At 71.4% G+C, this 23,590-nt stretch carries 17 protein-coding genes; 10 read left to right on the forward strand and 7 right to left on the reverse strand.

From position 1 onward, the window contains the following. Nucleotides 1-65: 65 nt before the first annotated feature. Complete coding sequence (locus PPSIR1_RS09605; RefSeq protein WP_157595373.1) at nucleotides 66-1,232, reverse strand: hypothetical protein; 1,167 nt, start codon at nucleotides 1,230-1,232, stop codon at nucleotides 66-68. A 105-nt stretch (nucleotides 1,233-1,337) separates the two neighbouring features. Next, on the reverse strand, nucleotides 1,338-2,009 hold the full coding sequence (locus tag PPSIR1_RS09610) for a hypothetical protein (RefSeq protein ID WP_157595374.1): 672 nt from the start codon (nucleotides 2,007-2,009) through the stop codon (nucleotides 1,338-1,340). 175 nt (nucleotides 2,010-2,184) lie between these two features. Between PPSIR1_RS09610 and PPSIR1_RS09615 the strand changes: the two genes are divergently transcribed. Then, complete coding sequence (locus PPSIR1_RS09615; RefSeq protein ID WP_157595375.1) at nucleotides 2,185-3,009, forward strand: hypothetical protein; 825 nt, start codon at nucleotides 2,185-2,187, stop codon at nucleotides 3,007-3,009. Nucleotides 3,010-3,106: 97 nt separating this feature from the next. Here the strand turns inward: PPSIR1_RS09615 and PPSIR1_RS09620 are convergent, their stop codons facing one another. The 3 genes from PPSIR1_RS09620 to PPSIR1_RS09630 all read right to left on the reverse strand — a co-directional run bounded on the left by PPSIR1_RS09620 (nucleotide 3,107) and on the right by PPSIR1_RS09630 (nucleotide 6,600). Further along, the gene (locus PPSIR1_RS09620) at nucleotides 3,107-4,081 is read right to left on the reverse strand and encodes an NADPH:quinone oxidoreductase family protein (RefSeq protein WP_006970842.1); all 975 of its coding nucleotides are present in this window, start codon (nucleotides 4,079-4,081) and stop codon (nucleotides 3,107-3,109) included. Nucleotides 4,082-4,193: 112 nt separating this feature from the next. Then, nucleotides 4,194-5,300 carry a hypothetical protein gene (locus tag PPSIR1_RS09625; protein ID WP_157595376.1) on the reverse strand — a complete coding sequence of 369 codons (1,107 nt, stop codon included), beginning with the start codon at nucleotides 5,298-5,300 and terminating at the stop codon, nucleotides 4,194-4,196. A 124-nt stretch (nucleotides 5,301-5,424) separates the two neighbouring features. Continuing rightward, nucleotides 5,425-6,600, reverse strand: a complete 1,176-nt coding sequence (locus tag PPSIR1_RS09630) for a hypothetical protein (protein ID WP_157595377.1) — start codon at nucleotides 6,598-6,600, stop codon at nucleotides 5,425-5,427. A gap of 150 nt (nucleotides 6,601-6,750) precedes the next feature. Here PPSIR1_RS09630 and PPSIR1_RS09635 point away from each other — a divergent pair, with 150 nt between their 5' ends. From PPSIR1_RS09635 to PPSIR1_RS09660, 6 genes are all read left to right on the forward strand, one after another. Then, complete coding sequence (locus PPSIR1_RS09635; protein WP_006970845.1) at nucleotides 6,751-7,362, forward strand: hypothetical protein; 612 nt, start codon at nucleotides 6,751-6,753, stop codon at nucleotides 7,360-7,362. A 412-nt stretch (nucleotides 7,363-7,774) separates the two neighbouring features. After that, on the forward strand, nucleotides 7,775-9,862 hold the full coding sequence (locus tag PPSIR1_RS09640; RefSeq protein ID WP_006970846.1) for a HEAT repeat domain-containing protein: 2,088 nt from the start codon (nucleotides 7,775-7,777) through the stop codon (nucleotides 9,860-9,862). Between the two features lie 148 nt (nucleotides 9,863-10,010). Next, nucleotides 10,011-12,842, forward strand: a complete 2,832-nt coding sequence (locus tag PPSIR1_RS09645) for a hypothetical protein (RefSeq protein ID WP_006970847.1) — start codon at nucleotides 10,011-10,013, stop codon at nucleotides 12,840-12,842. A gap of 211 nt (nucleotides 12,843-13,053) precedes the next feature. Further along, entirely contained in the window at nucleotides 13,054-15,465 is a 2,412-nt protein-coding gene (locus PPSIR1_RS49210; protein WP_006970848.1) for a serine/threonine-protein kinase, read from the forward strand. Nucleotides 15,466-15,474: 9 nt separating this feature from the next. After that, complete coding sequence (locus PPSIR1_RS09655; protein ID WP_006970849.1) at nucleotides 15,475-16,155, forward strand: RNA polymerase sigma factor; 681 nt, start codon at nucleotides 15,475-15,477, stop codon at nucleotides 16,153-16,155. A 64-nt stretch (nucleotides 16,156-16,219) separates the two neighbouring features. Beyond that, complete coding sequence (locus tag PPSIR1_RS09660) at nucleotides 16,220-17,539, forward strand: trypsin-like serine peptidase (RefSeq protein WP_006970850.1); 1,320 nt, start codon at nucleotides 16,220-16,222, stop codon at nucleotides 17,537-17,539. 68 nt (nucleotides 17,540-17,607) lie between these two features. On the opposite strand, the gene PPSIR1_RS42310 is transcribed toward PPSIR1_RS09660, so the two are convergent. Further along, nucleotides 17,608-19,626: a DEAD/DEAH box helicase gene (locus PPSIR1_RS42310; protein WP_006970851.1), complete on the reverse strand. Its 2,019-nt coding sequence runs from the start codon at nucleotides 19,624-19,626 to the stop codon at nucleotides 17,608-17,610. A gap of 86 nt (nucleotides 19,627-19,712) precedes the next feature. Then, the gene (xth, locus tag PPSIR1_RS09670; RefSeq protein ID WP_006970852.1) at nucleotides 19,713-20,501 is read right to left on the reverse strand and encodes an exodeoxyribonuclease III; all 789 of its coding nucleotides are present in this window, start codon (nucleotides 20,499-20,501) and stop codon (nucleotides 19,713-19,715) included. A gap of 172 nt (nucleotides 20,502-20,673) precedes the next feature. Between xth and PPSIR1_RS09675 the strand changes: the two genes are divergently transcribed. The 3 genes from PPSIR1_RS09675 (at nucleotide 20,674) to PPSIR1_RS42315 (ending at nucleotide 23,582) form a co-directional block, all read left to right on the forward strand. After that, a complete protein-coding gene (locus PPSIR1_RS09675) occupies nucleotides 20,674-21,897 on the forward strand; it encodes a thiolase family protein (protein WP_006970853.1) in 1,224 nt (407 codons plus the stop codon). 160 nt (nucleotides 21,898-22,057) lie between these two features. After that, on the forward strand, nucleotides 22,058-22,621 hold the full coding sequence (locus PPSIR1_RS09680; RefSeq protein ID WP_006970854.1) for a hypothetical protein: 564 nt from the start codon (nucleotides 22,058-22,060) through the stop codon (nucleotides 22,619-22,621). After that, entirely contained in the window at nucleotides 22,614-23,582 is a 969-nt protein-coding gene (locus PPSIR1_RS42315; RefSeq protein ID WP_006970855.1) for a homocysteine S-methyltransferase family protein, read from the forward strand. Before PPSIR1_RS09680 ends, PPSIR1_RS42315 begins: the two co-directional genes overlap by 8 nt. Nucleotides 23,583-23,590 lie beyond the last annotated feature (8 nt).

Raw genomic sequence — 23,590 nt, forward strand, 5'->3', positions numbered from 1 at the left:
ATGACCAAGCACTGATCCGAGGCCTACCGCGACTACCCTTCGGATATGGGCAACGGCCCGAGCTCTCAGTCGCGTAAGAAGTCAATCTCGCGGTGCCTCATCCCACAATCCCCGCACCGAGGAAAGACCTCCCAAAAGTGTGGGGGAAGCCGGTCAGCGAGCGGGCCAGGCATCAGACGGACCATGTCTCGTCCCCAGTCCGTACTAAGCCCGTCGTAGCGAAGAAGGATGGCGCTCACCGACGAGGCCCACGAGGCGGGCCGACGCAGCTCTTGGTCCAGCTTTGCCATGTCCTTGGAGTCCCACACCCTGACGTGAGGCTTGTCGAGTATCACGACTCCCGGCAACCCATAGCTCTCGAACTTCAAAGCTGCACTCTTTAGCGGGCTCCGTCGAAGCCGCATGAACTCATTCAACTTCGGCAGTCCCGGTGCGGGCATCATCGTTTGACCTCCACTCGTGCGCTCCTCGTGCGAAAGGACCTCTAGCTGAAGATGAGCCCCGACCTCGTACTGGCCAACCGCGGGCCGATTGTCCAGAAACCGCATCCACTGTAGTCCAATCTCGTACCCGAGAGCGCGGGCTGCACTCACGTCGGCCTCTTCACCACCGAGCGCGAGCTCTTGGAGAAGCTCTAGGGGAGGCTGAACATCGGCGCGTGACGGCGGATAGCCACTCCGCTCTGCCCGCATCTGTGCGTCCCAAATGCCCTGCTGGAACGCCATGGTGATCTTAAAAAGCCGTTGACGCTTATCACCCTCCTTCAGCATCTTGACCTCTACAGCGAGTTCGACGCCATCGCCGAAGGTTGCTACGAACTCCGGCTTCTTTCCGGCCTGCGCTTCGTTGATATACCGAACTTGAGCACCGAGAGACACGAACAGCGCGCCTGCCCAGGCTTCGGCGAACCGGGTCGCGTAGCGGGCAGGATGCGCCAGGTCGCTGGTGAGTTCCTCAGGCGAGCCGATGATCCGGAGACAACGGCCAAGAGTCAAAACGTGGCGGATACCTCCCCGCTGGAAGTAATGCCAAGCAAAAGGATGAGGCCTCCCTCCTTCCCCAGACAGACTATGGATCTTGCATGGGGGAAAGATGGGCCGCAACGCTGCGACGGCTTCGGAGATCGCTGCAGGACCAGCATGCTCGGGCGCGACCTCAGCAAACCAATCGCTGGTCATCCAGTCGCCATCTGGCGGGAACGGATCGAAGCGATACTCTCCATGACTACCCATCGTCCGAAACGGTAGCAGGAACACGGGAGGGCGCCACTGATAGGTGCTCTGTCTGCCTCGCGCATTGGCCCGTGGGAAGGTTGGCGACACCGCGAATTGGGCTGCTCAACCGAGGGCGACCACCGTGGCGACGATCGCCGCCACCAACCACGCCCCGATCGCGCCCACGACCGTGAGCCCCCGGTAGCTGGAGCCCCCTCCCGCCTCACCATCCGCAGCCGGCGGCGCCTCGGCGTCCCCCTTGGCGTGGTCCGAGAACAGCTCGAAGTAGGTGTAGAGCGACCAAGCCAGCGCCAGGCCGTTGAGCCCCCACCACAGCAGCTCCGGCTGCCCGCTCGCCATCATCGGCGCGCCAAAGACGACCATCGCCCCGACCGCGCCGCCGCCAAACACCGCGGCGCCGAGCAGGCGCACGCCCAGCCCGCCGCCTCCGTGGACGAGCCCTGCCGCCGCCGCGCTGAGGCCCATGCCGACCAGCTCGGCGAAGCACTCGTCGACGAAGAAGCTCCACGCGCCCCAGCCCATGGCGAGGGTCGCACCGAGCAAGAGCGCGGGCGTGAGCAGGGTGACCGCCACCGCCTTGCCCAGCTTCGACGGGAACGAGAACACCGAGGCGGTGAAGCCGATGAACATGATCACCGGCACGACCCCCAGGCCGACGACCTTCACGGCCTCGCCGAGCTTTTGGACCGGATCACCGTGCGTGCCGAGCAGCAACCCCGCCGTGCCCAGGGCTGGCAGGGCCATGATCGACACCAAGCGGATCCAACGAAGCACGGCGAGCATGCTCGATCAGCATGCCACGGACGAGGGCGCAGCGAGCCTTCGAATTCACTGAGTCGCGGACGTGGGGCAGGGAGGGCGTGGCGTCGTCCGCGACGGCCAGAATAGACAGGGACTGTGAAAACTTCACAGTCCCTGAGCGACAATCCCCCGTGCTAGGGTCCGCGCGATGCGTCTTCGTAGTTCCGTGATTTCGGCCGCCCTCGCCCTCTGTGCGTGCGGAGGCGGCAAGCAGGGGGACTCCGCGAGCGAGTCCCGGGCTGGGAAGGCCAAGCTGCAGGAGCTCGAGGACGCCTACGGCCCGCTCATCGAAGCCGAGGAGCAGTGCAAGGGCGCCATCACCAAGGTCATCGACGGTAACCCGGACGCCCTCGGCGAGCGCAGCGAGGCCCCGGCCGCCGTCGCCCCCACCAGCCGCACCGCGCTCACGGACGCGCGTCCGATCGCCTACTTCCCCCGCCACGAGGGAGACAGCGAGCCGCCCTTCGCCCCCCTGGAGGACGTCTCCCTGCCGGCCGGGACGTACACGGCGGGCGCGGTCTGCCTCGCCGACGTCGAGCCGTGGAGCGAGGTCAAAACCCGTCTCAGGACCGATCCCGTGTACGCCTGGGGCAAGCCCGAGGACGTCGCCGCAGCCCTCGAGGCCGTGAAGCGCTTCGAGACCCTCGAGCCGCCCGCGCGCGTGGTCGTCCGTTGGCGGCGCTGCAAGACCGAAGGCACCACCGAGTACGGCTACACGGCGCCCGACGGGCAGGACTACGCGGCCCCCACCGCGGTCTCGAGCTGGACCTGCCAGGTGGGCTACACCTGGACCGACGTCACCAGCGGCAAGGTCCTCGCCGCCGCTACGGGCGAGGGCAAGGGCGACCCCGAGAGCCGCCCTTCCCAGGGCTCGGTCCGGGAGATCCAGGCGGTCGACGCCAAGGCTTACGGCAAGGCGATCGCGGGAGCCGAAGCACAAATCGCAGCGACCGTCGCGTCCTGGCCCGAGTGAGCGTCGACCCGGATCAGGGACTGTGAAGTTTTCACAGTCCCTGTCCACTTTAGCCGTCGTGGACGACGCCACGCCCTCCCTGCCCCACGTCCACGGCTCAGCGCTGGGGCTCGATGATGACCTTGCCCTTGACCGCCCGCGCCTCCATCGCCCGCAGCGCCTCGCCGACCTGCTCGAGGCCGTAGCGCGCGGTGATCTGCGGGCGCAGCTTGCCTGCGGCGTGGAGCTCGAACAGGGCGCGCATGTTCTCGGCGTTGGCCTTGGGGTTCATCAGGGCCCAGGCCCCCCAGGACACCCCGACGATGGCGCACTGCTTGAGCAGCGCGAGGTTCCACGCCACCCGCGGGATGGTCCCCGAGGCGAAGCCGATCACGAGGTGGCGCCCCCCCGGTCCGAGGGCGCGCAGGGCCTGCTCCGAGCGTTCACCGCCGACCGGGTCGTAGACGACATCGACGGCGCCTCCGCCCAGGGCCTTGGCCCGCTTTTTGAGGTCCTCCTGGGCGTAGTCGATGCCGGCCTCGGCCCCCAGCTCGGCGCAAAAGGCCAGCTTCTCCGGGCTCGAGGCCGCGGCGATGACCCGGGCGCCCAGGGCCACGCCGAGCTCGACCGCGGCCGAGCCCACGCCGCCCGCGGCTCCGAGCACCAGCAGCCGCTCGCCCTTTGCGAGCCCACCCCGATCGACGAGGCCGTGGTAGGTCGTCCCGTAGGTGAAGGCGAAGGCCCCGGCGAGGTCCGTGGGCATGGTCTCGGGCACCCGCACGCAGCGCTCGGCGCCCAGGACCACGTGGGTGGCGAAGCCGTTCCAGCCCGTCAGCGCCATGACCCGCTCGCCGACCTCGAAGCCCGCGCCCTCCCCGACGGCGACCACCTCGCCCGCGACCTCGCCCCCCGGGGCGAAGGGCAGGTTGGGCCGCAGCTGGTAGAGGCCGCGGGTGAGCAGGAGGTCGGGGAAGTTCACCCCCGCCGACTCGACGGCGACGACGACCTGCCCGCGCGAGGGCTCGGGGTCGGGGAGCTCGACGACTTCGAGGGCGTCGGGTCCTTCGAGGGCGGTGACGTGAGCGGCGCGCATGGGCGCATGCTAGCAAGCCCCTCGACGCCTGCTCAGATCAGGCATCACCAAAGCGACGCTTCGGCCTACCAAGGACGAATCCACGCCCCCGCTCGCGGGGGCAAAGCAGCGCTCAGTCGAACAGGATTTCCCGACCCTCGTCCGTTTGGAGGGAGGGGACGTAGGAGTGTCCCACTCCAGGGATCTCGATGTGACGCGCGGTGTGCCAAAAGCAAAACCATGCCCCGTAGCCCAGGTCGTTGCACACGTCGTTGATGTTTTGACGATGGTTCTCCCAGCGCTCGTGTCGATCCACGCCCTGCGCCGTGTACCGGCAGTTCGTGGTCACGCCGCCCATGTCGAATTCGCCCACGGTCCAGTAGATGTCACGGGTGATCGCGTTGTGACTGATCGTAGTGGCCGACTTGCCGACCATGTAGGGATAGTTGTCCGCCAGATCGTCGAGACCGAGGGGGTAGTCGTCGAAGTTGCTGCAGTTCGCCGTGGGGCCTGGCCGGCTCGGGTCGTGCCAGAGGTAGGTCGATGGGTTGGCGACCCAGTAGCGAACGTCGACCCCAGGGGTCGAGACCTCGGTGACCAGGGAGTAGCGGGCGACGAACTGCCCGCCCGCGGACTGACCTGCGACGACGATGTCCTCGAGGTTGGGCCGGTGATCCATGAGCTCCTCGATGATGTGATCGACCATGTCGAAGGTCGAGCGGCTGTGAGTGCTCGCCTCGCCGCCCCAGCGCCAGTCGTTCTCCCACAGCATGTAGTTGGAGGCCTCCCAGTCGTCGTAGATGAGCTGATCGGTCGGGTCGTCGCTCTCCGGATAGAAGAACTGCGGCGCGATGATGTCCGTCTTGGTCAGGTCGACGCCCTCGGAGAGGGCCTCGGCGATGGTCGGGTCGTAGTACTGCGTCTTGGCGTTGCTACCCGAGCCATGGATGAGGATGATCGCCCGGGTGACGTTGCTGTTGTTCGAATAGATGCTCCGATTTCTGCAGTAGCGCATCGCACCCGAACCGTCGTGGATGGTGCCCGTACACAGCTGGGTCTCGTTCGCAATGCCCGGGAAGCTGCCCGGCGCCCGGAACATGGTCTCGTCGCTCGCGTCGCCGCCGACCTCTCCAAAGGCATCGTCGATGCCTTCGTCTTCGAGGGCGCAGGCGCCGAGGGAGAAGGTCGTCAGGACGAGGGTCGCACGCAGGGTGCGGCGGGCGATTTGGGGGAGCTTCATCGTCATGACTGGGCGGTGGCCCTCGACGGTGAACTGATCACCCTCGCCCTGGAGCTTCCGCACACGCGACAGCCCTGCTCGTCTCCCGCAATCGCAGCCTCGCGCGGGCGCGCAGGAGCAGCCCTCAGCCGACCGGCTCGAAGGACTGACACGCCAGATCGATGTCCTCGCTCAGCGCGGCCTCGACGGCCGTGGGCACCGTGGCCGCGCCCGCGCACAGGTTGTGGGCGTAGCCGTTGGCCCCGGTCTGGATCTCGGCGAACTCGTACAGGCGCTCGGCGTGGAAGGCCGTCGCGCAGCTCTGCGGCTGGCCGCAGAAGTTCACGCCGCCGTTGGCGTTGGGATCGCCGGCGATGACGATGGTCGCGACGCCGGCCTGGTCGCCGTCCTTGAGCGCGACGAGGGTGTCCTGCAGGGTCGCCACGGGCTGCGGCGCCGTCGCGCAGCCAAAGCCCTCGCAAAAGGGCTCCGGGGCGCCGCCGAGCTGGTCGTACCAGCCGTAGTCGTCGACGTCGGTGAGCAGCACCAGCACGAGCAGGGCGTCGTCGCGCAAGAAGCCGCTGCTGTCGCTGGACAGCAGGTTCACGGCGCTGGTCAGCACGTGCTCGCAGCCCACGGACGCGCCCCCGCTCGCGGCGACGGCGTTGGCCGCCCCCAGGAAGTGGGTTGCGATGTCGCCGGCGCCGTAGTCGAGGCTGTCGAACCAGGGGTTGAGGTCGCTCCAGCCTGGCGGGGTGATCCAGCCGTTGTCGTTGTCGCCCGTGACCCCGATGCGGTAGTCGATGTCGCCGCAGTTGAGCGACTCGAGGGCCTCGACGATGCCGAGGAAGGCGGCGCCCGCCTTGAGCGCGTTGATCTCCTCGATCATCGAGGCCGAGCCGTCGAGGGCGAACAGCATGTCGACCTTCTTGCAGCCCGTCTCGGCGCAGGGGCCATCGTCGGCGCCCTCCTCCTGGAGGGTGTCGAGCTTGGGCCCGCCGCCGCTCGAGTCCGTGGACACGTCGTCCTCGCCCTCGCTCGACTCGCCGTCGGTGCTGCCCGTGGTCGAGCCGTCACCGGAAGACTCGCTGTCTTCGGCCTCGTCGTCGTCGCCGTCGTCGTCGCCGTTGCCGAGGTCCGTGGCGTTGGGTCCGGCGTTGACGCAGGTGTTGCTGAGGCAGACCAGGCCCACGTCACAGCCGCCGCCCCCGGTGCAGTCGCAGCCCTCGCCGCCGATGGGGCAATCCTCGGCGCAGCCTTCCATGGTCCACCCCACGCCAAAAGCCAGTACACCGCCGAGGATCAAGGAAAAGTGACGCATGAGCCGATGATATCGGACTCCCCCGCCCCTTTGGGCGACATCGCGAAAGTCCCTCACGCGAACACCGTTGGGGGGTGGCGATCGCTCTGCTAGCTTTTGCCCAGGCCCCGCGCGCCAACGAGCAGCCCCCGACTCCCCCGCCGCCCACCGATGAACCTCAAAGTCCGCGTCAGCACCCTGATCCTCGCCGGCTCTGCCCTCGTGCTCAGCGTCGGAGGCTTCGTGGCCTGGCGCAAGCTCGTCGCCGAGCCCGAGGCCGAGCGCGCCGCCCTCGACGAGGGCCTCGACGAGCTCGAAGAGCGCGCCAAGCGAGACCGCGGCAAGACCCCGCGCTTCGTCAAGTCGGTGTACTCGGGCTCCAGCGACGAGGCCCGCCGCAGCGAGCAGGGCGAGGGGCTCGCCGTCCCCCAGGTCGCCAACCAGGGCGAGGGCGACCCCTGGGAGCTCGGCCCCGACGAAGCCGTCGCCAGCTTCCAGCGCGCCCTCGAGGACCTCGAGGCCGCCCTCGACCTCGACCGCCCGCTCACCCGCGCCGAGCAGGACGCGCTCTACAACCGCGCGACCGGCTCCTTCGAGGCCATGTCGAACTACATCGACGGCAGCTCCCCCGATGACCGCGCGCTCATGGAGGACGCCTACCTGCACATGAAGACGCTGATGGCCGAGCTGAGGCTCGAGCGTCCCGCCTTCGAGCAGGCCTACGACCACCACCACCCCACGCGCGCGCCGCTGCCCGAGGGCGCCCGCCCGCGTCGGCGCTGAGTTCTGCTCTACCCCCACGAGCAGCTGGGAACCGGGGGCGCTGCGTCGCTCCGCTCCTCCGCTTTGGCTTGGTGGGCAATGGAGTTCGTGCCTTCGAGAAGGCTCGTGGTCGCCCCCGCAAGCGGGGGCGTGGGTTCGTTGACAGTCTCTGAGTCGTGGACGTGGGGCAGGGAGGCTTGGGATCTCCCCCGCGATTCGATTGGGGACAGTTTGAGTCGAATGCTGGTGCGCGTCGCTGCGGATCTGGTGAAAAGCTGTCATCGACGCATGCGGGAATGGCCAGGCACGCTGCGCCATGCACCGCACGCATCGGGCTGCAGGTTTTGAATGCCCATACTGCATTCAAAATCGTGCATTTCCTCCGCTCTATGCTGAATGAAGCCTCCGCGGGCGTGCACTCCATGCTCGCACCATGTCGAGCCGAGACCATCGTTCCCAGGACCCCACCGCGCGCCCCAACCTCGACGCCCAGCTCCCGAGTTCGGCGAGCAAGCTGCCGCGCTGGGCGGCCATCTCGGCCCTCGGGCTGGCGATCATCGCCGGCGGGGTCGCCAAGTACGAACGCTCGAGCGCGCGAGAAGGCGACGCGTCCCAGGCGAGCGACAGCCTGGGTGAGCGCGCCTCGAAGGCTCGCGGGCGCGACTTCGCGGCACGGGGCGCGGAGGCCCAAGCGGGCCGCTGCTCCTTCCTCCCCGGCGAGCGCATGGCCTACGCCGTGGTCACCAGCTCGGACCTCGACCTCGACTTCAGCCCGCTGTCCCAGGGCGTGGACCTGGGCGAGCAGGGCGCGGGCGGTCAGGCCGGGCTCAGCACCACCGAGGCCCAGACGCGCAGCCTCGAGCGGCGCTGGACCATCGAGCTCGAGGCCCTCACCCTCGGAGACGACGGCGCCTCGGTGCTCGCGGCGCGCATCGACGACGAGGGCGTGGTCGGCGAGGGCAGCTCCTTCAACGCCAACGTCGACCTCTCGCCCACCTTCCTGATCCGCGTGGACGGTCGCTGCGCGATCCAGGAGTTCGGCTGGCGCAGCGAGGGCGAGCTCGACGCCGCCCGGGAGCAGCAGCTGCTCGCCCTGGGCCTGAGCTTCTGGGCGCCCGAGCGCGCCGACTCGGACGCCGCCTGGACCGGCGGCGGCGTGGACGGGACGGGCCGCTACGAGGCCCGCTACCGCCTCACCGAGGGCGGCCAGCGCGTCCGCGGCGAGTGGGTGAAGCAGCAGGTCCGGGCGAGCGCGGTCCGGGGCAAGCTCGCGGTCTCGGCCGAGGTCCGCGAGTCCGCCATCGACGTCGAGCTCGCCGACGACGCCTGGTTCGAGCGCGCCGACCAGGGCCGCACGCTGAGCCTCGCGGTCGCGGGCGTCGAGGTCGGCACCCACGCCAGCCGCACCCAGGCCCGCCGCGTGGCCGTCGACGCGGGGCCCCAAGCCTCGCTCACGGCCGAGCTGCCTGCGGTCGACGACCCCGGCTGGAGCTGGGGCACGCTCTTGCACCGGCGCAGCGCCGCGGCCCCGGCCGCTGACGCCGAGCTCGTCGGCGTGCCCGCGGCCGAGGCCCTCACCCGCTACCGCGAGCTCATCGCCCAGGGCCGCTCCGTGGCCGAGTACGGCGTCTACCTCCAGGGCTGGCTGCGGGCCAACCCCGAGGGCGCCGGGGTGCTGCTGGCCCAGCTGCGCGCGGGCGCCTTCGACGACGAGGACAACGCGCGCTCGGGGCTGTTCTTCGCCCTCGGCACGGCCCAGACCGCGGGCGCCCGCGGGGCCCTCGTCGATCTGCTCGGCTCCCCCGACGACGCGACGGCGCACCGCATCTCGGCCGCCCACGCCATGGCCATGGTCGCCAACCCCGAGCCGCGCATGCTCGAGCTGATGGCCACGGCGGCCACCGACCCGAGCCTCCACCCCGTCGAGCGCGGCTCCATGACCCTCGCCCTCGGAGCCTTCGCGCGCGGGGCCGAGGCCACCGACCCGGCCCTCGCGGCCGAGGCCCGGGCGACCATCGACGGCTGGCTCGCCCAGCCCGAGGACGACGAGCAGCTGCGCCGCTCGATCCTCGCGGCGGGCAACGCCGGCCACGACGGCCTGGTCGAGTCCGTCGCCCCCTACTTCGACCACGAGGATCCCACGGTCCGCGGCTCGGCGGCCCACGCCATGCGCCAGATGTCGCCGGAGCTCGCCTTCCCCCACCTCGGCGACTCGCTCCGCGACGAGGACTCCCGGGTCCGGGCGCGGGCCCTGGCCAGCGCGACGGCGATCAGCCGCAGTCATGAACAGGCGCCCCCGAGCGCGATGGTCGAGTCGGCCGCGCGCGCCCTCGACGGGGCCGGCCAGGCCGAACAGCGCGCCCTGCTGAGCTTCCTGCGCGTCGCCGCCGAGCAGGGCGACGCCGGGGCCAAGGCGGCCCTCCAGGACCGCCTCGACCTCGAGCTGTCCGCGGCCCGCCGCGACCGCCAGCGCCTCGCCGCCCTCGGCCGCAGCGTGCCCGGTCACTGGCAGGCCGACTGAGCCCCGCTCCCGCGAGCCCCTGCCTCTCCCCATTCCACCCCGGCGCGGCCCCTGCCCGCGTCGGCGGAGCGGGCCGACGCGCCCGCGCCACGAGTCGCCACCACGACGCCCACCGACGAACGCCCCGAGACCAAGGACGGAACCAACCATGAACAAGCAAAGCATCTACCGCACCATCACCTTGCTGAGTCTGCCCGCAGCCCTGCTCGCGGGCTGCGACACCCAAGAACAGTCGGGCCAGGTCTACGACCGCGCCACCTTGACCCAGATCGAGCTCGACGCCGAGGCCCTCCACGTCCTCGACCCGGCCCGCGTGACCGTAGCCGCCGACGTCGACAGCGAGGCCTTCTCGACGGACCTGGTCGTCGGCCTGCGCAGCACCACCGAGGACGCCGGCTGCGTGCTCGGGGCGATGAAGCTCGACCACGCCGAGGACGGCGAGGCCAGCTTCATCGGCGAGTCCGAGTTCATCATCAACGCCAGCTGCGCCAAGCTGGTCGAGGGCGGCGAGGTCGAGGCCTTCGTGGCCTTCGACCCGTGGAACCGCCTGGGCGACTCCCAAGCCAACGACGCCGCCTACGAGGCGGCCGGCGGTGACCTCTACCGCATCGTCTCGAGCGCGGCCATGGACGAGAGCGCCTGCGACAGCTGCGAGACCTACCTGCCCATCGCGGCCTCCCCGGGCCTCGACGCCCAGCTGCGCGAGCTCAACGTGTCCTCGACCCTCGCCGTGCTCCGCGTCGACGAGGCCGCGCCGACCCGCGACCCCGAGTCGGGCCTGCAGCTGGCCGGCGGCGCCCGGACCCCGGACTTCAGCGTGTCCGAGAGCCTGCGCGTGACCGGCCTCGACAAGGGCCAGGGCCTCGACGACGGGCGCGTGTCCGTGCGCCACAGCATCCGCCCCCTGGGCAGCTCCGACGCGGGCCTGCCCCTGCTCGAGCTCAGCCCCGAGGGCCTGCGCGAGTCCACGCCGGTCAGCGTCTCCGGTCCCCACACCATCGACTCGGCCGCGGGCCTCTACGTCGAGGGCGCGGCCCGGGACGCCATCGTCGGCGGCGCGTGGTCCCACCTCGAGGACTTCGAGCTGGTGACCTGCGTCGAGACCGAGTTCGACCAGGCCGTCTACCCCGGTGAGCTGGCCGCCCGCGACAACGACTGCGGGGCCGTGCCCGTGGTCGTGATCCGCGAGGCCGCCGAGGGCCCCGAGGCCGAGGCCCTGGCGGGCGCCGCCGCGGTCCGCTCGGCCGAGAGCTGGGGCGACGACTGGGGCTGGAGCAACTCGACCTTCGGCTACTCGGGGGTCGACTTCGACGCCTGGCTCGACATCAACGCGTCCGAGAGCGCGACCCAGACCTACGGCGGCATCTCCGTGGTCAACGCCGGCTCGTGGTTCGAGGCCGGGGTCAACTCGACGGCGACGGTGTTCGACATCGGCATCAACATCATCGACCTCTACGCGACCTTCATCGCCTACGACGACGGCGGGGGCACGGCGGCCATGGGCGCCTCGCTGTTCTTCACCGACTTCATCGATCCGTTCAACATCACCATCGCCGAGGGCGAGGCGGTCTCGCTCCAGAACATGTTCGACTGGGCCGGCCTCGACATCGACCCCAGCTTGTCCCTCGAGTACGTGCTCGCGGGCGTCGACTTCGACGACGGCTGCGGCAACGTGACCGCCGCCATGAAGGCCGCCGGCACCATCGGCATCAACACCGACGAGACCACGATCACCGTGGACTCGACGCCGACCGGGGCCAAGGTCACCGGCGTGATCACGCCCTACCTCAACCTCGCGGCCATCGCCGAGACCTCCGTGTCCTACGGCGAGTACCTCAGCGGCGGCGTGACCGTGACCTTGAACCTGCTCAACATCGACGTGCCGTTCACGGCCACGGCCGAGTACCGGCGGGGCAACAACGGGACCAACCAGCTGATCTTCACCCAGCTGGCCCAGGCGGTGATCACCGTGCTCAGCGGCGACATCACCTACTACATCAAGTACAAGATCCCGTGGCCGCTGTGCTGGGCCAACTGCACCAAGAAGCACACCGGCACCCTGCTCGACTGGAACGGCTACACGGCCCCGGCCCTGACCCTGTTCTCGGCCACGCAGACCGTCAGCTGGGCCGCAGGACCCAGCAGCTGCGGCAACGACGTGTGCGAGTGGGACGAGGGCAGCTCGTGCTCCGAAGACTGCGGGCCGAGCTGGATGTACGCCGACCGCGTCGACGCCGACGAGAACTGGATCGACGTCTACTTCCCCTACAGCTTCTCCAACCCCGTGGTCATCGTCGGGCCCGCGTCCTACAACGGCAGCGACCCCGCCGTGGTCCGCGTGCGCAACGTGACCAGCTCGGGCTTCCAGCTGCGCGTCGAGGAGTACGCCTACGACGACGGCGACCACGCCTACGAGCAGGTCGCCTACATGGTGCTCGAGGAGGGCACGCACACCGCCCCCGACGGCACGACCTGGGAGGTCGGGACCAAGACCGGCGTCGAGGTCACCGAGGAGACCAAGAGCTTCTCGAACAGCTTCTCGAGCGCGCCGCTGCTGCTGGCCTCGAGCCAGACCTACAACGGCAGCGACCCCATGACCGTGCGCGTCGACAACCTCGGCGCGTCGAGCTTCGGGGTGTGGTGCGAGGAGGAGGAGGCCAAGGTCGAGGCCGGCGAGGGCCACAACGCCGAGACCATCGGCTACGTCGCCATCGACGGCACCCCGGCGAGCTGGCCCGGCGACGGCTACAAGGTCAACTACAGCAAGAGCAACGCCGTCGACGAGAACTGGGACAGCTTCTTCAGCGGCGCGATCGAGCTCAAGGTCCAGGAGGAGCTGTCCCACGACGCCGAGGTCGACCACGCCGACGAGACCCTGCACGTGCTGCGCATGTCCCGGGACAGCGGCGGCGGCGAGCTGATCTTCGCCCAGGACGTGACCAACTCGGGCACGGACTCGTGCACCATCCGCTGGCGCTGAGCCAGGCGCGGGCGCTGAGCCCCGCGCGCTGACCGAGGTCCCGACCTCGAGAGGGGGAGTCCAGCCGGGCTCCCCCTTTGCGTGTGCTCCGACCCCGGCCGTCGCCTCGGTGTCAGCCGCCCATCGCCCGCCTCCGCGGGCGCCCGCCCCCGAGTTCATCGACGCAGACAAAGCGGTAGACGGCCGGCGCGGGCTTGGGTTTGCTGTAGCCGTGGACGTCACGGAGATCGAGGCCGCGCGGGTCCGGGCCGTGGTCCGGGAGCGGCTCCTGGGCAAGGCGGCCGAGGGGCCGCGCGTGGCCCACTTCCGCGTGCTCGAGCCCCTCGGCGAGGGCGCGAGCGCGGTGGTCTACGCCGCCCACGACGAGCGCCTCGATCGCCGCGTCGCCCTCAAGATCTACCGCGAGGCGATGTCCGAGGGTCAGCGCCTGCGCATGCAGCGAGAGGCCCAGGCCCTCGCGCGGGTCAACCATCCCAACGTCGTCGCCATCTACGAGGTGACCGAGCACGCGGGCGCCCTGAGCCTGGCCATGGAGTTCGTGCCGGGCGCGACCCTCGAGGCCTGGCAACGCGAGGCGCGGCCTCCCTGGCGCGCGCGGGTGGCCGCCTACGTCCAGGCCGCGCGGGGCCTCGCGGCCCTGCACGCGGCGGGGCTGGTCCACCGCGACTTCAAGCCGAGCAACGCCATGCGCGACGAACACGGCCGGGTCCGGGTCCTCGATCTGGGCCTGGGGGCCCGGGACGCGGTCCCCAACGCGCCCACGCCCCAGCCGGACGCGGGGCCCCTGGACATGGCGCTGACCCAGACCGACGCCCTGGTCGGGACGCCGGCCTACATGGCCCCGGAGCAGCTCGACGGCGACGCGGCCGGCCCCGCCGCGGACCAGTTCGCGCTGTGCGTCTCGCTGTGGGAGGCCCTGTTTGGCGCCCGCCCCTTCCCGGGCGCGACCTTGATCGAGCTGCGCGACGCGATCGCGGACGGCCCGGTCCTGCCTACCGAGCCCGAGACCGTGTCTGCGCCGGAGCTGCCGCGTCGCGTCCGTCGACGGCTCCTGGCCTGCCTCGGCCGCGGGCTGTCCGAGCACCCCGAGGACCGCTGGCCCGAGCTCGCCGCCCTGGCGGCGGAGCTCGAGACCGTCGCCAACCCGAGCCCACGCCGACCGTCGACCTGGGCCCTGGCCGCCGTCGCCGGAGCCTCGGGGCTGTGCCTGCTCGGCGCGTGGGCGCTGACGAACGCGGGCCCCAGCGCGCCCTCGCCGAGCCCAGGTCCCCAGCTGACACCACCGAGCCCGGCCGCGCCCCAACTCGGCGAGCCCCAACTCGACGAGCCCTCCGGCGCGTCTGGCTTCGTCGGCTCGAGCCGCGGCGGCGGGCCCTTTTGGCCGATCCTCGCGGGCCGTGGTTGGCGCGAGGGCTACACCCAAGCCCTCGCCGCCGACTTCGGCGGGAGCCCCCACGACGACCTGCTGCACGTCGACGCGAGCTCGGGGCACGCCGAGCTGTGGCTGTCCGACGGTCGCGGCGGCTGGAGCCCCGAGTTCCGCGCCGACGGGTGGGCGACCCGGCGCCAGCTCCTGCGCCTCCCGGCCTCCCCGAGCTGGGCCCCCGAGGGCGTGACCCTCCTCGTCCACGCCGCCAGCGGCCGCGACGAGCTGCGCGCCCACGTCGACGGGGCGTGGCGCCCTGCCCTGCCCCTGGACCTGCCCCCCGAGCTCGAGCTGCTCGCCGTCCGGCGCACCGACGAGGGGCTCGAGCTCCTCGCCCGCGAGGCGTCCTCGAGCGCGCTGCGAGCCCTGACCCTGCTGCCGCCGACCGCCTCCGAGCCCGGGCGCGTGGAGGAGCGCTGGCGCGGCGACTGGGGCCCAGGGGTGCGCCTCGTCGCCCTCGACCTCGACGACGACGGGCGCGACGAGCTCGCCCGCGCGAGGCCCTCGCAGCGGGAAAGGACGGCCCTCGAGCCCGACTGGGAGCTCGATCTGCTCCGCCCCGTCCCGACCGAGGCGGGCTTCGAGCTCGCGGCTTCGACGGCGCTCCCGGGGCCCGTCGAGCTGCGCGTCGGCGCCTTGGACCCCCGCGGCGCGCGGGACGACCTGTTGGTCCTCGACCCCGCCCGCGGCCACGCCCAGGTGTTCACCACCACCCCGGGTCTGGAGCGGCGCGGCCAGGCTGAGGTCGACCCCTGGTCCGTGGTCACGCCCCTGAACTTCACCGGCGTGACCGGACCCTCGGCCCTCGACGAGGTCTACTTTTACGGCGCCGAGCAGCCCCCCGCGCGGCCCGTCCTCGACCCCGGCGCGACCGTGTCGGGCGTCCTCCAGTCCACCGACCTCGACAACCCCGCGCGCCCGGGCTGCGCCGCCGACGACTACCTGCTGACCGCGACCGCCCCCGAGCGCCTGCGCGTGTCCGTGGAGCTCGAGGGCCGCCCCGAGGCCGAGCCCGTGTTTGGCCTGACCCTCGTCGACACCGGCACGGGCCGGCCCGCGACCTGGGCCGGACCGGACGACGCCGCCGAGCCCTCCGTGGACCTCGAGCTGCCGGCGGGGGTCGAGGTCGTCGTCCGCGTCACCGCCCTCGACCCGAGCGCCCGCGGCCCCTACACGCTGCGCGCGACGAGGCGCTGAGCTGCACCCATGGCTGACGACTACGAACTCCTCGAGCGCTGGCGACGGGGCGACAACGCGGCCGCGGAGCGCCTGTTCGAGCGGCACTTCGACGCCATCTTCCGGTTCTTCTCGGCCAAGGCCGGCGGCGGCGCGGGGGTCGAGGATCTGGTCCAGGAGACCTTCCTCGCCGCCCTCCAGGCCCGCGATCGGGTGCGCGAGGCGAGCTTCCGGGCCTACCTGTTTGGCGTCGCCCGGCACGTGCTGTTCGCCCACTACCGCCAGGTCCGGCGGCGCCGGGCCGTCGACCCCATCGACACCGCCGACGAGGACATCGGCGCCCTCAGCCTCGCAACCTTGGCGCCCACGGCCAGCGGCGTGCTGATCCGCCGCGCCGAGGAGCGCCTGCTGCTCGAGGCCCTGCGCCGCCTGCCCCTCGATCACCAGATCGTCATCGAGCTGGTCCACTGGGAGAACCTGCGCGGGCCCGAGGTCGCGGCGATCCTCGGGGTCAGCCTGGCCGCCATGCGCAGCCGCCTGCACCGAGCCAAGCGCGAGCTCCAGCGTCAGCTCGAGGGCCTGGCCAGCTCGCCGGAGCTGCTCGAGAGCACCGTCTCCGACCTCGACGCCTGGGCCCAAAAACTCCGCAGCGCGCCCGCGCCAAAAGAGCCCAGCCCCCACCCCGGGCAGGGTTCGCCCGAGGACCCTTGACCCGGAGACTCCTCACGACTTTTTTGAGAATGCTTTCGCCGACTGCTTCCACGTCGTCGGTGTGATGCATGACGCACGCTTTCCCCTCTCCCCCTCCCTGCTCGCCCTCTCGATGTGCGCGGCCCTGACCGCCTGCGGCGGCGAGGTCGACTCGTCCATCGAGATCGATCCTGCCGACCTCGCCCCGCCCGACGAGGCCACCTTCGCGGGCCAACACCCCGCAGCCCGCGACGCCATGCCGGAGCCCCTGGCGCGCTCCCGTGACTCGGACGGCAGCGACGACCCCGAGCTCCAGGCCTTCCTGGCCGCCGCCCCCGGGGTCCTGGCCTGGGAGCCGGTCCGGGGTGACGAAGCCCCCGACGCGGCCTTGAGCCGGATCGCCGCGAGCCACGACGACGCCGAGGCCGAGTTCCGCTACGTCGGCATGGTCACCGCCCGCGGCCACTACCTCGTCGAGATCGAAGGCGCGGCCATGGACGACGTGCTCGCCCACGTCGAGATGATCGCCGAGGCCGGCACCACCCACCCCTCCGGCGACGCCCAGGTCCCGGCCGACTACGCCGCCGAGGACGAGTTCCGCGGGTGGAGCAACGGCGCCGACAGTCGTCAGCGCAAGACCGGCACCAACATCCCGGCCATGCTCGGCCAGGTCAACTTCGGCTGCACCGGCGCGCTGATCGGCCGACGCCTGGTCCGCACCGCGGCTCACTGCATCGTCGGCCACACCACCAACGGCAACGGCTCGATCCCCTCCTCGATCAACTTCTCCTACCGCCGCGACGCGGGCACCACCCCGGTCTCGGTGTGGACCAACTCCTTTTATTACGGCGGCGCCTACATCCCCAACGACTGCGCTCAGTCCACGACCGCCGACTACTCCTTTGGCTACCGCAACAACTTCGACGCCTGCACCTGGTCGGACTGGGCCATCCTGATCCTGCCCAGCAACTGGAACGGCAACGTCTGGCACTCGTGGTTCGGCTACAAGGGCCTCGTCGGCAACGACATCGACATGGAGCTGCGCAACGGCGGGTACCCGGCCTGCGAGCGCTGGAACAGCGCCACCATGCAGTGGGAGGACTACCCCGAGGCCCCCGCGAACTGCGTCGACAACGCCTACTACGAGGACAGCTCGTGGCCCTGCGAGGTCTCGGCGTGGACCAACGGCACGAGCAAGTTCCGCACGGGCTGCGACTCCTCGCCGGGCCACTCGGGCGGCCCCGTGTGGCAGGAGAACACCGCCTACCTCATCGGCCACGTCCAGTGGCAAGACTGCTCGACCTGCCCCTCGGGCTCGACCAACCGCGAGGCGCCGAACCACATCCTCGGCCACGACAGCTGGCTGTTCAACTTCCAAAACCAGCTGCGCAGCCAGTTCCCCTGAGCCGCGCTCCGACGCGCACCAACACCGGCCGAGGGTGGCTCGCCGCTGCCCTCGGCCCGCGCGTCAGGTCAGCGCGGCGGCCCGGCCTTGGCCGGGCGGATCTTGAGCTTGGGGTCGCGGGCGTCGGGCTTGGCGGCCTTGCGCGCGAAGGTCTCGGCGACGTCGACGGCGACCTCGAACACGGAGCTGCGCAGGCCGATGCGGACGGCCCCGACGCTGCGCGAGGTGATCTCGCCGCGGCGGCACAGGTGCGCGAGCAGGCGCCCGGGCGTGGCCCCGCCGCGCTGCCCCCAGTTGATCTCGAAGCGGCGATAGCCGGGCTGCTCGGCGAAGTCGAAGTCGTCGCGCCCGCGGCCCTTGTCGCGGCGCTCGCCTCGGTCGTCCCGGCGCCGGTCTCCGCCGCGCTCTGGCCGGTCTTGACGATCAAAGCGGCGCTCCCGACGGGGCCCGCGATCGTCCCGGTCGCGGTCGTGGCGGTCTCGATCGCGCCGGCCCTTGGACTTCTTGCTCTCGATGGCCATGGGCTCCCGGGGCAGGGGCGGGGTCGCCATCTCGAGCAAGGTCGCAACCAGGACCTGCGGGTCGTGGCGCTCGAGCAAGGTCGCGGCGTAGGCCAGGTCCGCCTCGGCCAGGTTGCGCCGGGGGCCCCGTGCGGCCAGCTCCTCGGCGGTCTGGGCCGCCGGCGTCGCTTCGGTCCCCGTCTGCGCTCCGGTCTCCGCCTCTGTCGTTGCGGGACCCTCGACCGCGGGCGCGCTGCCCTCGGCCGCGGGCGCGCTGCCCTCGACCGCGGGCGCGCTGCCCTCTGCCGCCGGGCTCGCGTCCGAGCCCTCGGCCTCGAGCTCCGTCGTCAACAGCCGGTTGAGCTCCCGGCGGGTCCGCTTGCGCACGGCCTTGCGGATCTTCTTGGGCGTCGGCGGGGTCGCCCAGTTGGGCTCGACCTTGGCGCTCGACAGCAGCCGGCGGATCCGCCCCTCGGCCCGGCGCGGGACCAGCAGCCAGCTCGCCCCCTTGCGCCCGGCCCGGCCGGTGCGGCCGCTGCGGTGGGTGTAGTTGGCGTGGTCCGTGGGCAGGTCGGCGTGGATGACCGTGGCGATGTCGGCCACGTCGATGCCGCGGGCGGCGACGTCCGTGGCGACCAGGGTGTTGACGATGCCCGAGCGGAAGGCCTCGAGGGTGCGCGTGCGCTGGGCCTGGCTGAGCTCGCCGCTAAAGGGCAGGGCCGAGAAGCCGTCGCTGGCCAGCTGCGAGGCGAGGGTGTCGGTGTCGATGCGCCGGCGCACGAAGATCAGCGTGCGCCGCCCGGAGGCCAGCAACATCAGGTTGACCAGCGCCGGGTAGCGGTTGCCCATGTCGACGCTGTAGCAGGTGACCTCGATGTCCTGGTGCGGCGCGCCGAGGGCCGTGCCCTGGACCGTGCGCGCCTCGTCGCCCTGGAAGGCGTCGGCGAGGCGCCGGACCTCGCGGGGGAAGGTGGCCGAGACCAGGTGGCTGGTCCGCGACTCGGGCAGCTCGGCGACGATCGCGTCGAGCTCGTCGCGAAAGCCCATGTCGAGCATCTGGTCGGCCTCGTCGAGGACCACGTGGCTGACGTCGCTGCAGTCGACCCCGCGCTCGCCCGAGTCGTTGCGCATGTGGTCGAGGAGCCGGCCTGGGGTGGCCACGAGCACCCGCGGGCGCCGGGCCAGGCGGCGCCAGTCGCCGCGGATGTCGACGCCGCCGGTGACCACCTCGACCTCGACGCCGCGGACCATGGAGTAGAGCGAGGCCAGCTCGCCGCGGACCTGGGAGGCCAGCTCGCGGGTGGGCGTGATGACCAGGGCCGTCGGGCCGCGGCGCGAGCGGGCCTCGTCGCCGAGCAGGGACTCGGCCAGGGCCAGGCCCAGGGCCATGGTCTTGCCCGAGCCCGTCGCCGAGGAGATGCGCAGGTTGTGCCCGCGCAGCTCCGGCGAGAGCACGGCCTGCTGCACGGAGGTCAGCCCCGTGAAGCCGCGCTCGCGCATCGCCTTGGCCAGCGGCGCGGGGACCCCTTCGAAATTCGAGGCGGAACCCGAGGGCTCGGTGGCGGTGTTCGCGGGCGCGTCGGTCACCTGGCCCGGTACACCGGATCGCCCCGCGTGTCGACTGCGCGTTGACCGGTAGCCCCAGTCACCAGCTCAGCCCGGCCCAGCCCGGCTCAGGTGTCCGCGAAGCGAGCGACCACCGGGACGTGGTCCGAGGGCTCGTCCCAGGCCCGGGGCTCCCAGTCGTGGACGACCTCGGTGCAGCGCTCGGTCGCCGGCGCCGTCGCGTAGACGTAGTCGATGCGCAGGCCGTGCTTTTTCTCCCAGCTCCCGCCGCGGTAGTCGAACCAGGTGAAGCGCCCCGGCGCGTCGTCGAACTTGCGGAAGCAGTCGTGCAGCCCGAAGTTCTCGAGGGCGTCGAGGGCCGCGTGCTCCTCGGGCGTGAAGTGCGTGCCGCCCTTCATCGACTCGACCGACCAGGTGTCGCGCGCGTCCCGGGCGATGTTGAAGTCGCCGCACAGCACGACCTCGTCGCTGGGTCCAAAGCGAGCGTCGAGCTCGCCCCGCAAGCGCGCGAACCAGTCGAGCTTGTAGGCGAAGGCCTCCGAGCCCAGCGCGGTCCCGTTGGGCGCGTAGAGGTTGTAGATGCGCACGCCCTCGTAGGTCAGCGCGAGGATGCGCTTGTGCTTGTCCTCGGGGCCCTCGGCGAAGCCCAGCTGGACGTCGACGGGCTTTTGGCCCTTCACCAGGGTCGCCACGCCCGCGTAGCCCTTGGTCCCGTTGAGCGCGACTTGGTAGCCGAGCTCCATGAACGGGACCCGCGGGAACAGGGCGTTCTCGACCTTCGTCTCCTGCAAGCACGCGACGTCCGGCTCGTGCTCGTCGAGGTAGGTCAGCACGTTGTCGAGGCGCGCCCGCACCGAGTTGACGTTCCAGGTCATGAGGCTGAAGCCCTTCGCCATGGCGCGGAGGATAACGCCGCCGCGACCCCTCCCGCCGAGGCGTGAATCCGCGGTCGATCCGTGAGTCAACGCAGCGCCTCCCGCTCGCTCCCCACACACCAGGGGAGCGCCGTGAGGAACAACAACCAGGGGCAAAGCACGGCGTTCTCGCCGTCGTGGTACGCAAACGCAGATGGTCGACAATCTGGATCCCGCTCGCACGCCCGTCATCGTCGATGCTCTGCGCACCCCCATGGGTCGCTTCCGCGGCGCGCTCGCGCCGATCCGCCCCGACGACCTCGCCGCGCACGTGATCAAGGCGATCGTCGAGCGCAACCCGACCCTCGCCGAGGACATCGAGGACGTCTACTTCGGCGCCGCGAACCAGTCGGGCGAGGACAACCGCAACGTCGCGCGCATGGGCTCGCTGCTCGCCGGCCTGCCCGTGGAGGTCCCCGGCGTGACCGTCAACCGCCTGTGCGGCTCGGGCATGGAGGCCATCATCCAGGCCGCCAAGTCGATCATGGTCGGCGAGGGCAAGGTCTACATCGCCGGCGGCTCGGAGAGCATGACCCGCGCCCCCTACGTCATGCCCAAGGGCCCCCAGCCCTTCCACAACAAGCCCGAGATCTACGACACCGCCCTGGGCTGGCGCATGAACAACCCCAAGATGGACCAGCGCTACCCCATCGAGGGCCTCGGCAGCACGGCCGAGAACGTCGCCGAGCGCCACGGCGTCAGCCGCGAGGACCAGGACGCCTGGGCCCTGCGCAGCCACCAGCGGGCCGCTCAGGCCCAGGACGAGGGCTGGTTCGACGACGAGATCGTGCCGATCATGGTGCCCCAGGGCCGCAAGAAGGACCCGGTCCGCGTGACCGCCGACGAGTCCGTGCGCCGGGACACCTCGGCCGAGAAGCTCGCCAAGCTGCGCCCGGTGTTCCGCCAGGGCGGCACGGTCACGGCCGGCAACGCCTCGCCCCTCAACGACGGCGCGGCCGCCCTGCTGATCACCTCGGCCGCCCGCGCGCAGATCCTCGGCCTCGAGCCCCTCGCGCGCATCGTGTCCTGGGGCCACGCCGGCGTGCACCCGAGCGTCATGGGCATCGGCCCCATCCCCTCGAGCCGCAAGGCCCTGCAGCGCGCGGGCATCAAGGCCGCGCAGCTGAGCTCCATCGAGCTCAACGAGGCCTTCGCCAGCCAGACCGTCGCCAGCGTCCGCGCCCTCGGCCTCGACGAGGACAAGGTCAACCCTTCGGGCGGCGCCATCGCCCTGGGGCACCCCCTCGGCTGCTCCGGCGCGCGGATCGTGACGACCCTGGCCTACAACCTGCGCCGCACCAAGGGCGAGTGGGGCCTCGCCAGCATGTGCATCGGGGTCGGCCAGGGCATCGCCTGTGTGCTCCAGCGCACAATATGATGATTGCCCCAGAAGGTGTGTTCATAGCCCGGATTTCGCCCTCCGCGGCATCCCCTGCCAGGCTACGCGGCCGCGGTCCACGCTGCGAAAAGCCATGCGCGCTCTGAAGCACGTTCCAGGGGTTTGACGCGACGGAGCCTCGCCCCCTACTTTCGCCGCCATGCTTCGCCTTGGCTCGCTGACTGCCTCCCTGTTTTTCGCCGCCGCCCTCTCCCTGACCGCCTGCGACAACGGCGACGACGACGGGGGCACCGACGAGGCCGCCGACGGGAGCGACGGCGCCGAGGAGGGCGGCGTGTGCGGTGAGGAGTGGGCCGAGAAGGACGGCACCACCCCGTCCATCATGGACATCTGGGGAGCCCCCTGCACCACCGACGCCGACTGTGCGGCCATCCCCGGCGGCGACGGCGTGTGCGTGGACAACATCGTCGGCGTCTACGATCTGCCCGGGGGCTACTGCGCCAAGCTCGGCTGCGAGCTGCCCGACACCAGCACCAGCTTCGTGCCCAACGCCATGGACTGCGACCCCAACGGCGGCGTGTCCTGTGCCGGCATCCAGGGCGTCTACACCATCTGCGGCCTGCCCTGCACCAGCGACAGCCAGTGCGGCCGCGAGGGCTACGGCTGCCGGATCATGCCCAACATCGGCGCCGAGGGGGACGAGGCCTACTGCCTCATGAACCCCGACGACTGCTGCACCTCTGCCTCCAACGAGTGTGCCTGAGCCCAGCGCGCCCCTGCTCCTCGACGGCGCCTTGGCCACGGAGCTGAGGCGCCGCGGCTTTGAGCTGGAGGCGCCCCTGTTCGCGGCCCGGGCCTTGCTCGAGGCCCCGGACCTGCTCGTCGAGATTCACCGCGACTACGCCCTGGCCGGCGCCCAGGTCCTGAGCACCAACAGCTTCGGGCTGCACGCCGCGACCCTGGCCCGGGCCGGCATGGCCGAGCGCCAGGCCGAGCTCGCGGCCCGCAGCGTCGAGCTCACCTTCCTCGCGCGCCAGCTCGTGCGCCAGTCGGGCTCCGAGCGCACCTCCTTCCGGGTCGCGGCCTCTGTCCCGCCCCCGCCCCCCTCCCCCTCCGAGGGCGACGCCCCCGAGCTGACCCGCGCCGCCCTGCGCAGCTTGGCGAGCGCCCTCGTCGACGCGGGCGCGGACCTGGTGCTGTTCGAGACCTTCGCCAAGCCCGAGCACATCCGCGCGGCCCTCGAGGTCGCCGGCGCCCTCGAGGTCCCCGTGTGGCTGTCCGTCGTTGGCGACGCCCGGCCGGGCCACCGCGGCCAGCTCCTCGGCGGCGTCCCCTTCGACGCCCTCGCGGCGCTGCTGCGCGAGCCCGGCCTGCGCCGCCCCGACGCCCTGCTGCTCAACTGCACGCAGATCGACGCCGTACCTCGGGCCCTCGACGCCCTGCTCCAGACCGCGCGCGCGGCCGGGCTCGAGGGCGTCGACCTCGGCCTGTACCCGCACCTCGGACGCGCCCGCCACGACGGCGAGTGGATCGATCGCATCCTCGAGGCCGAGGTCTACGCCGGTCAGATCGAGGCGTGGATGGCCGCGCGCCCGGCCCTGTCCATCGCCGGGGCCTGCTGCGGCTCGACCCCCGCCTACGTCGAGGCCCTGGCCCGCCGGCTCCACCCCGACGCGGCCGCCCGCGAGCGCGCGAACGTCCGCCTCGCGCACCGCCTGCCCTGAGCTTCCTA

It is taken from the genome of Plesiocystis pacifica SIR-1 (assembly GCF_000170895.1).
Lineage (GTDB): Bacteria > Myxococcota_A > Polyangia > Nannocystales > Nannocystaceae > Plesiocystis > Plesiocystis pacifica.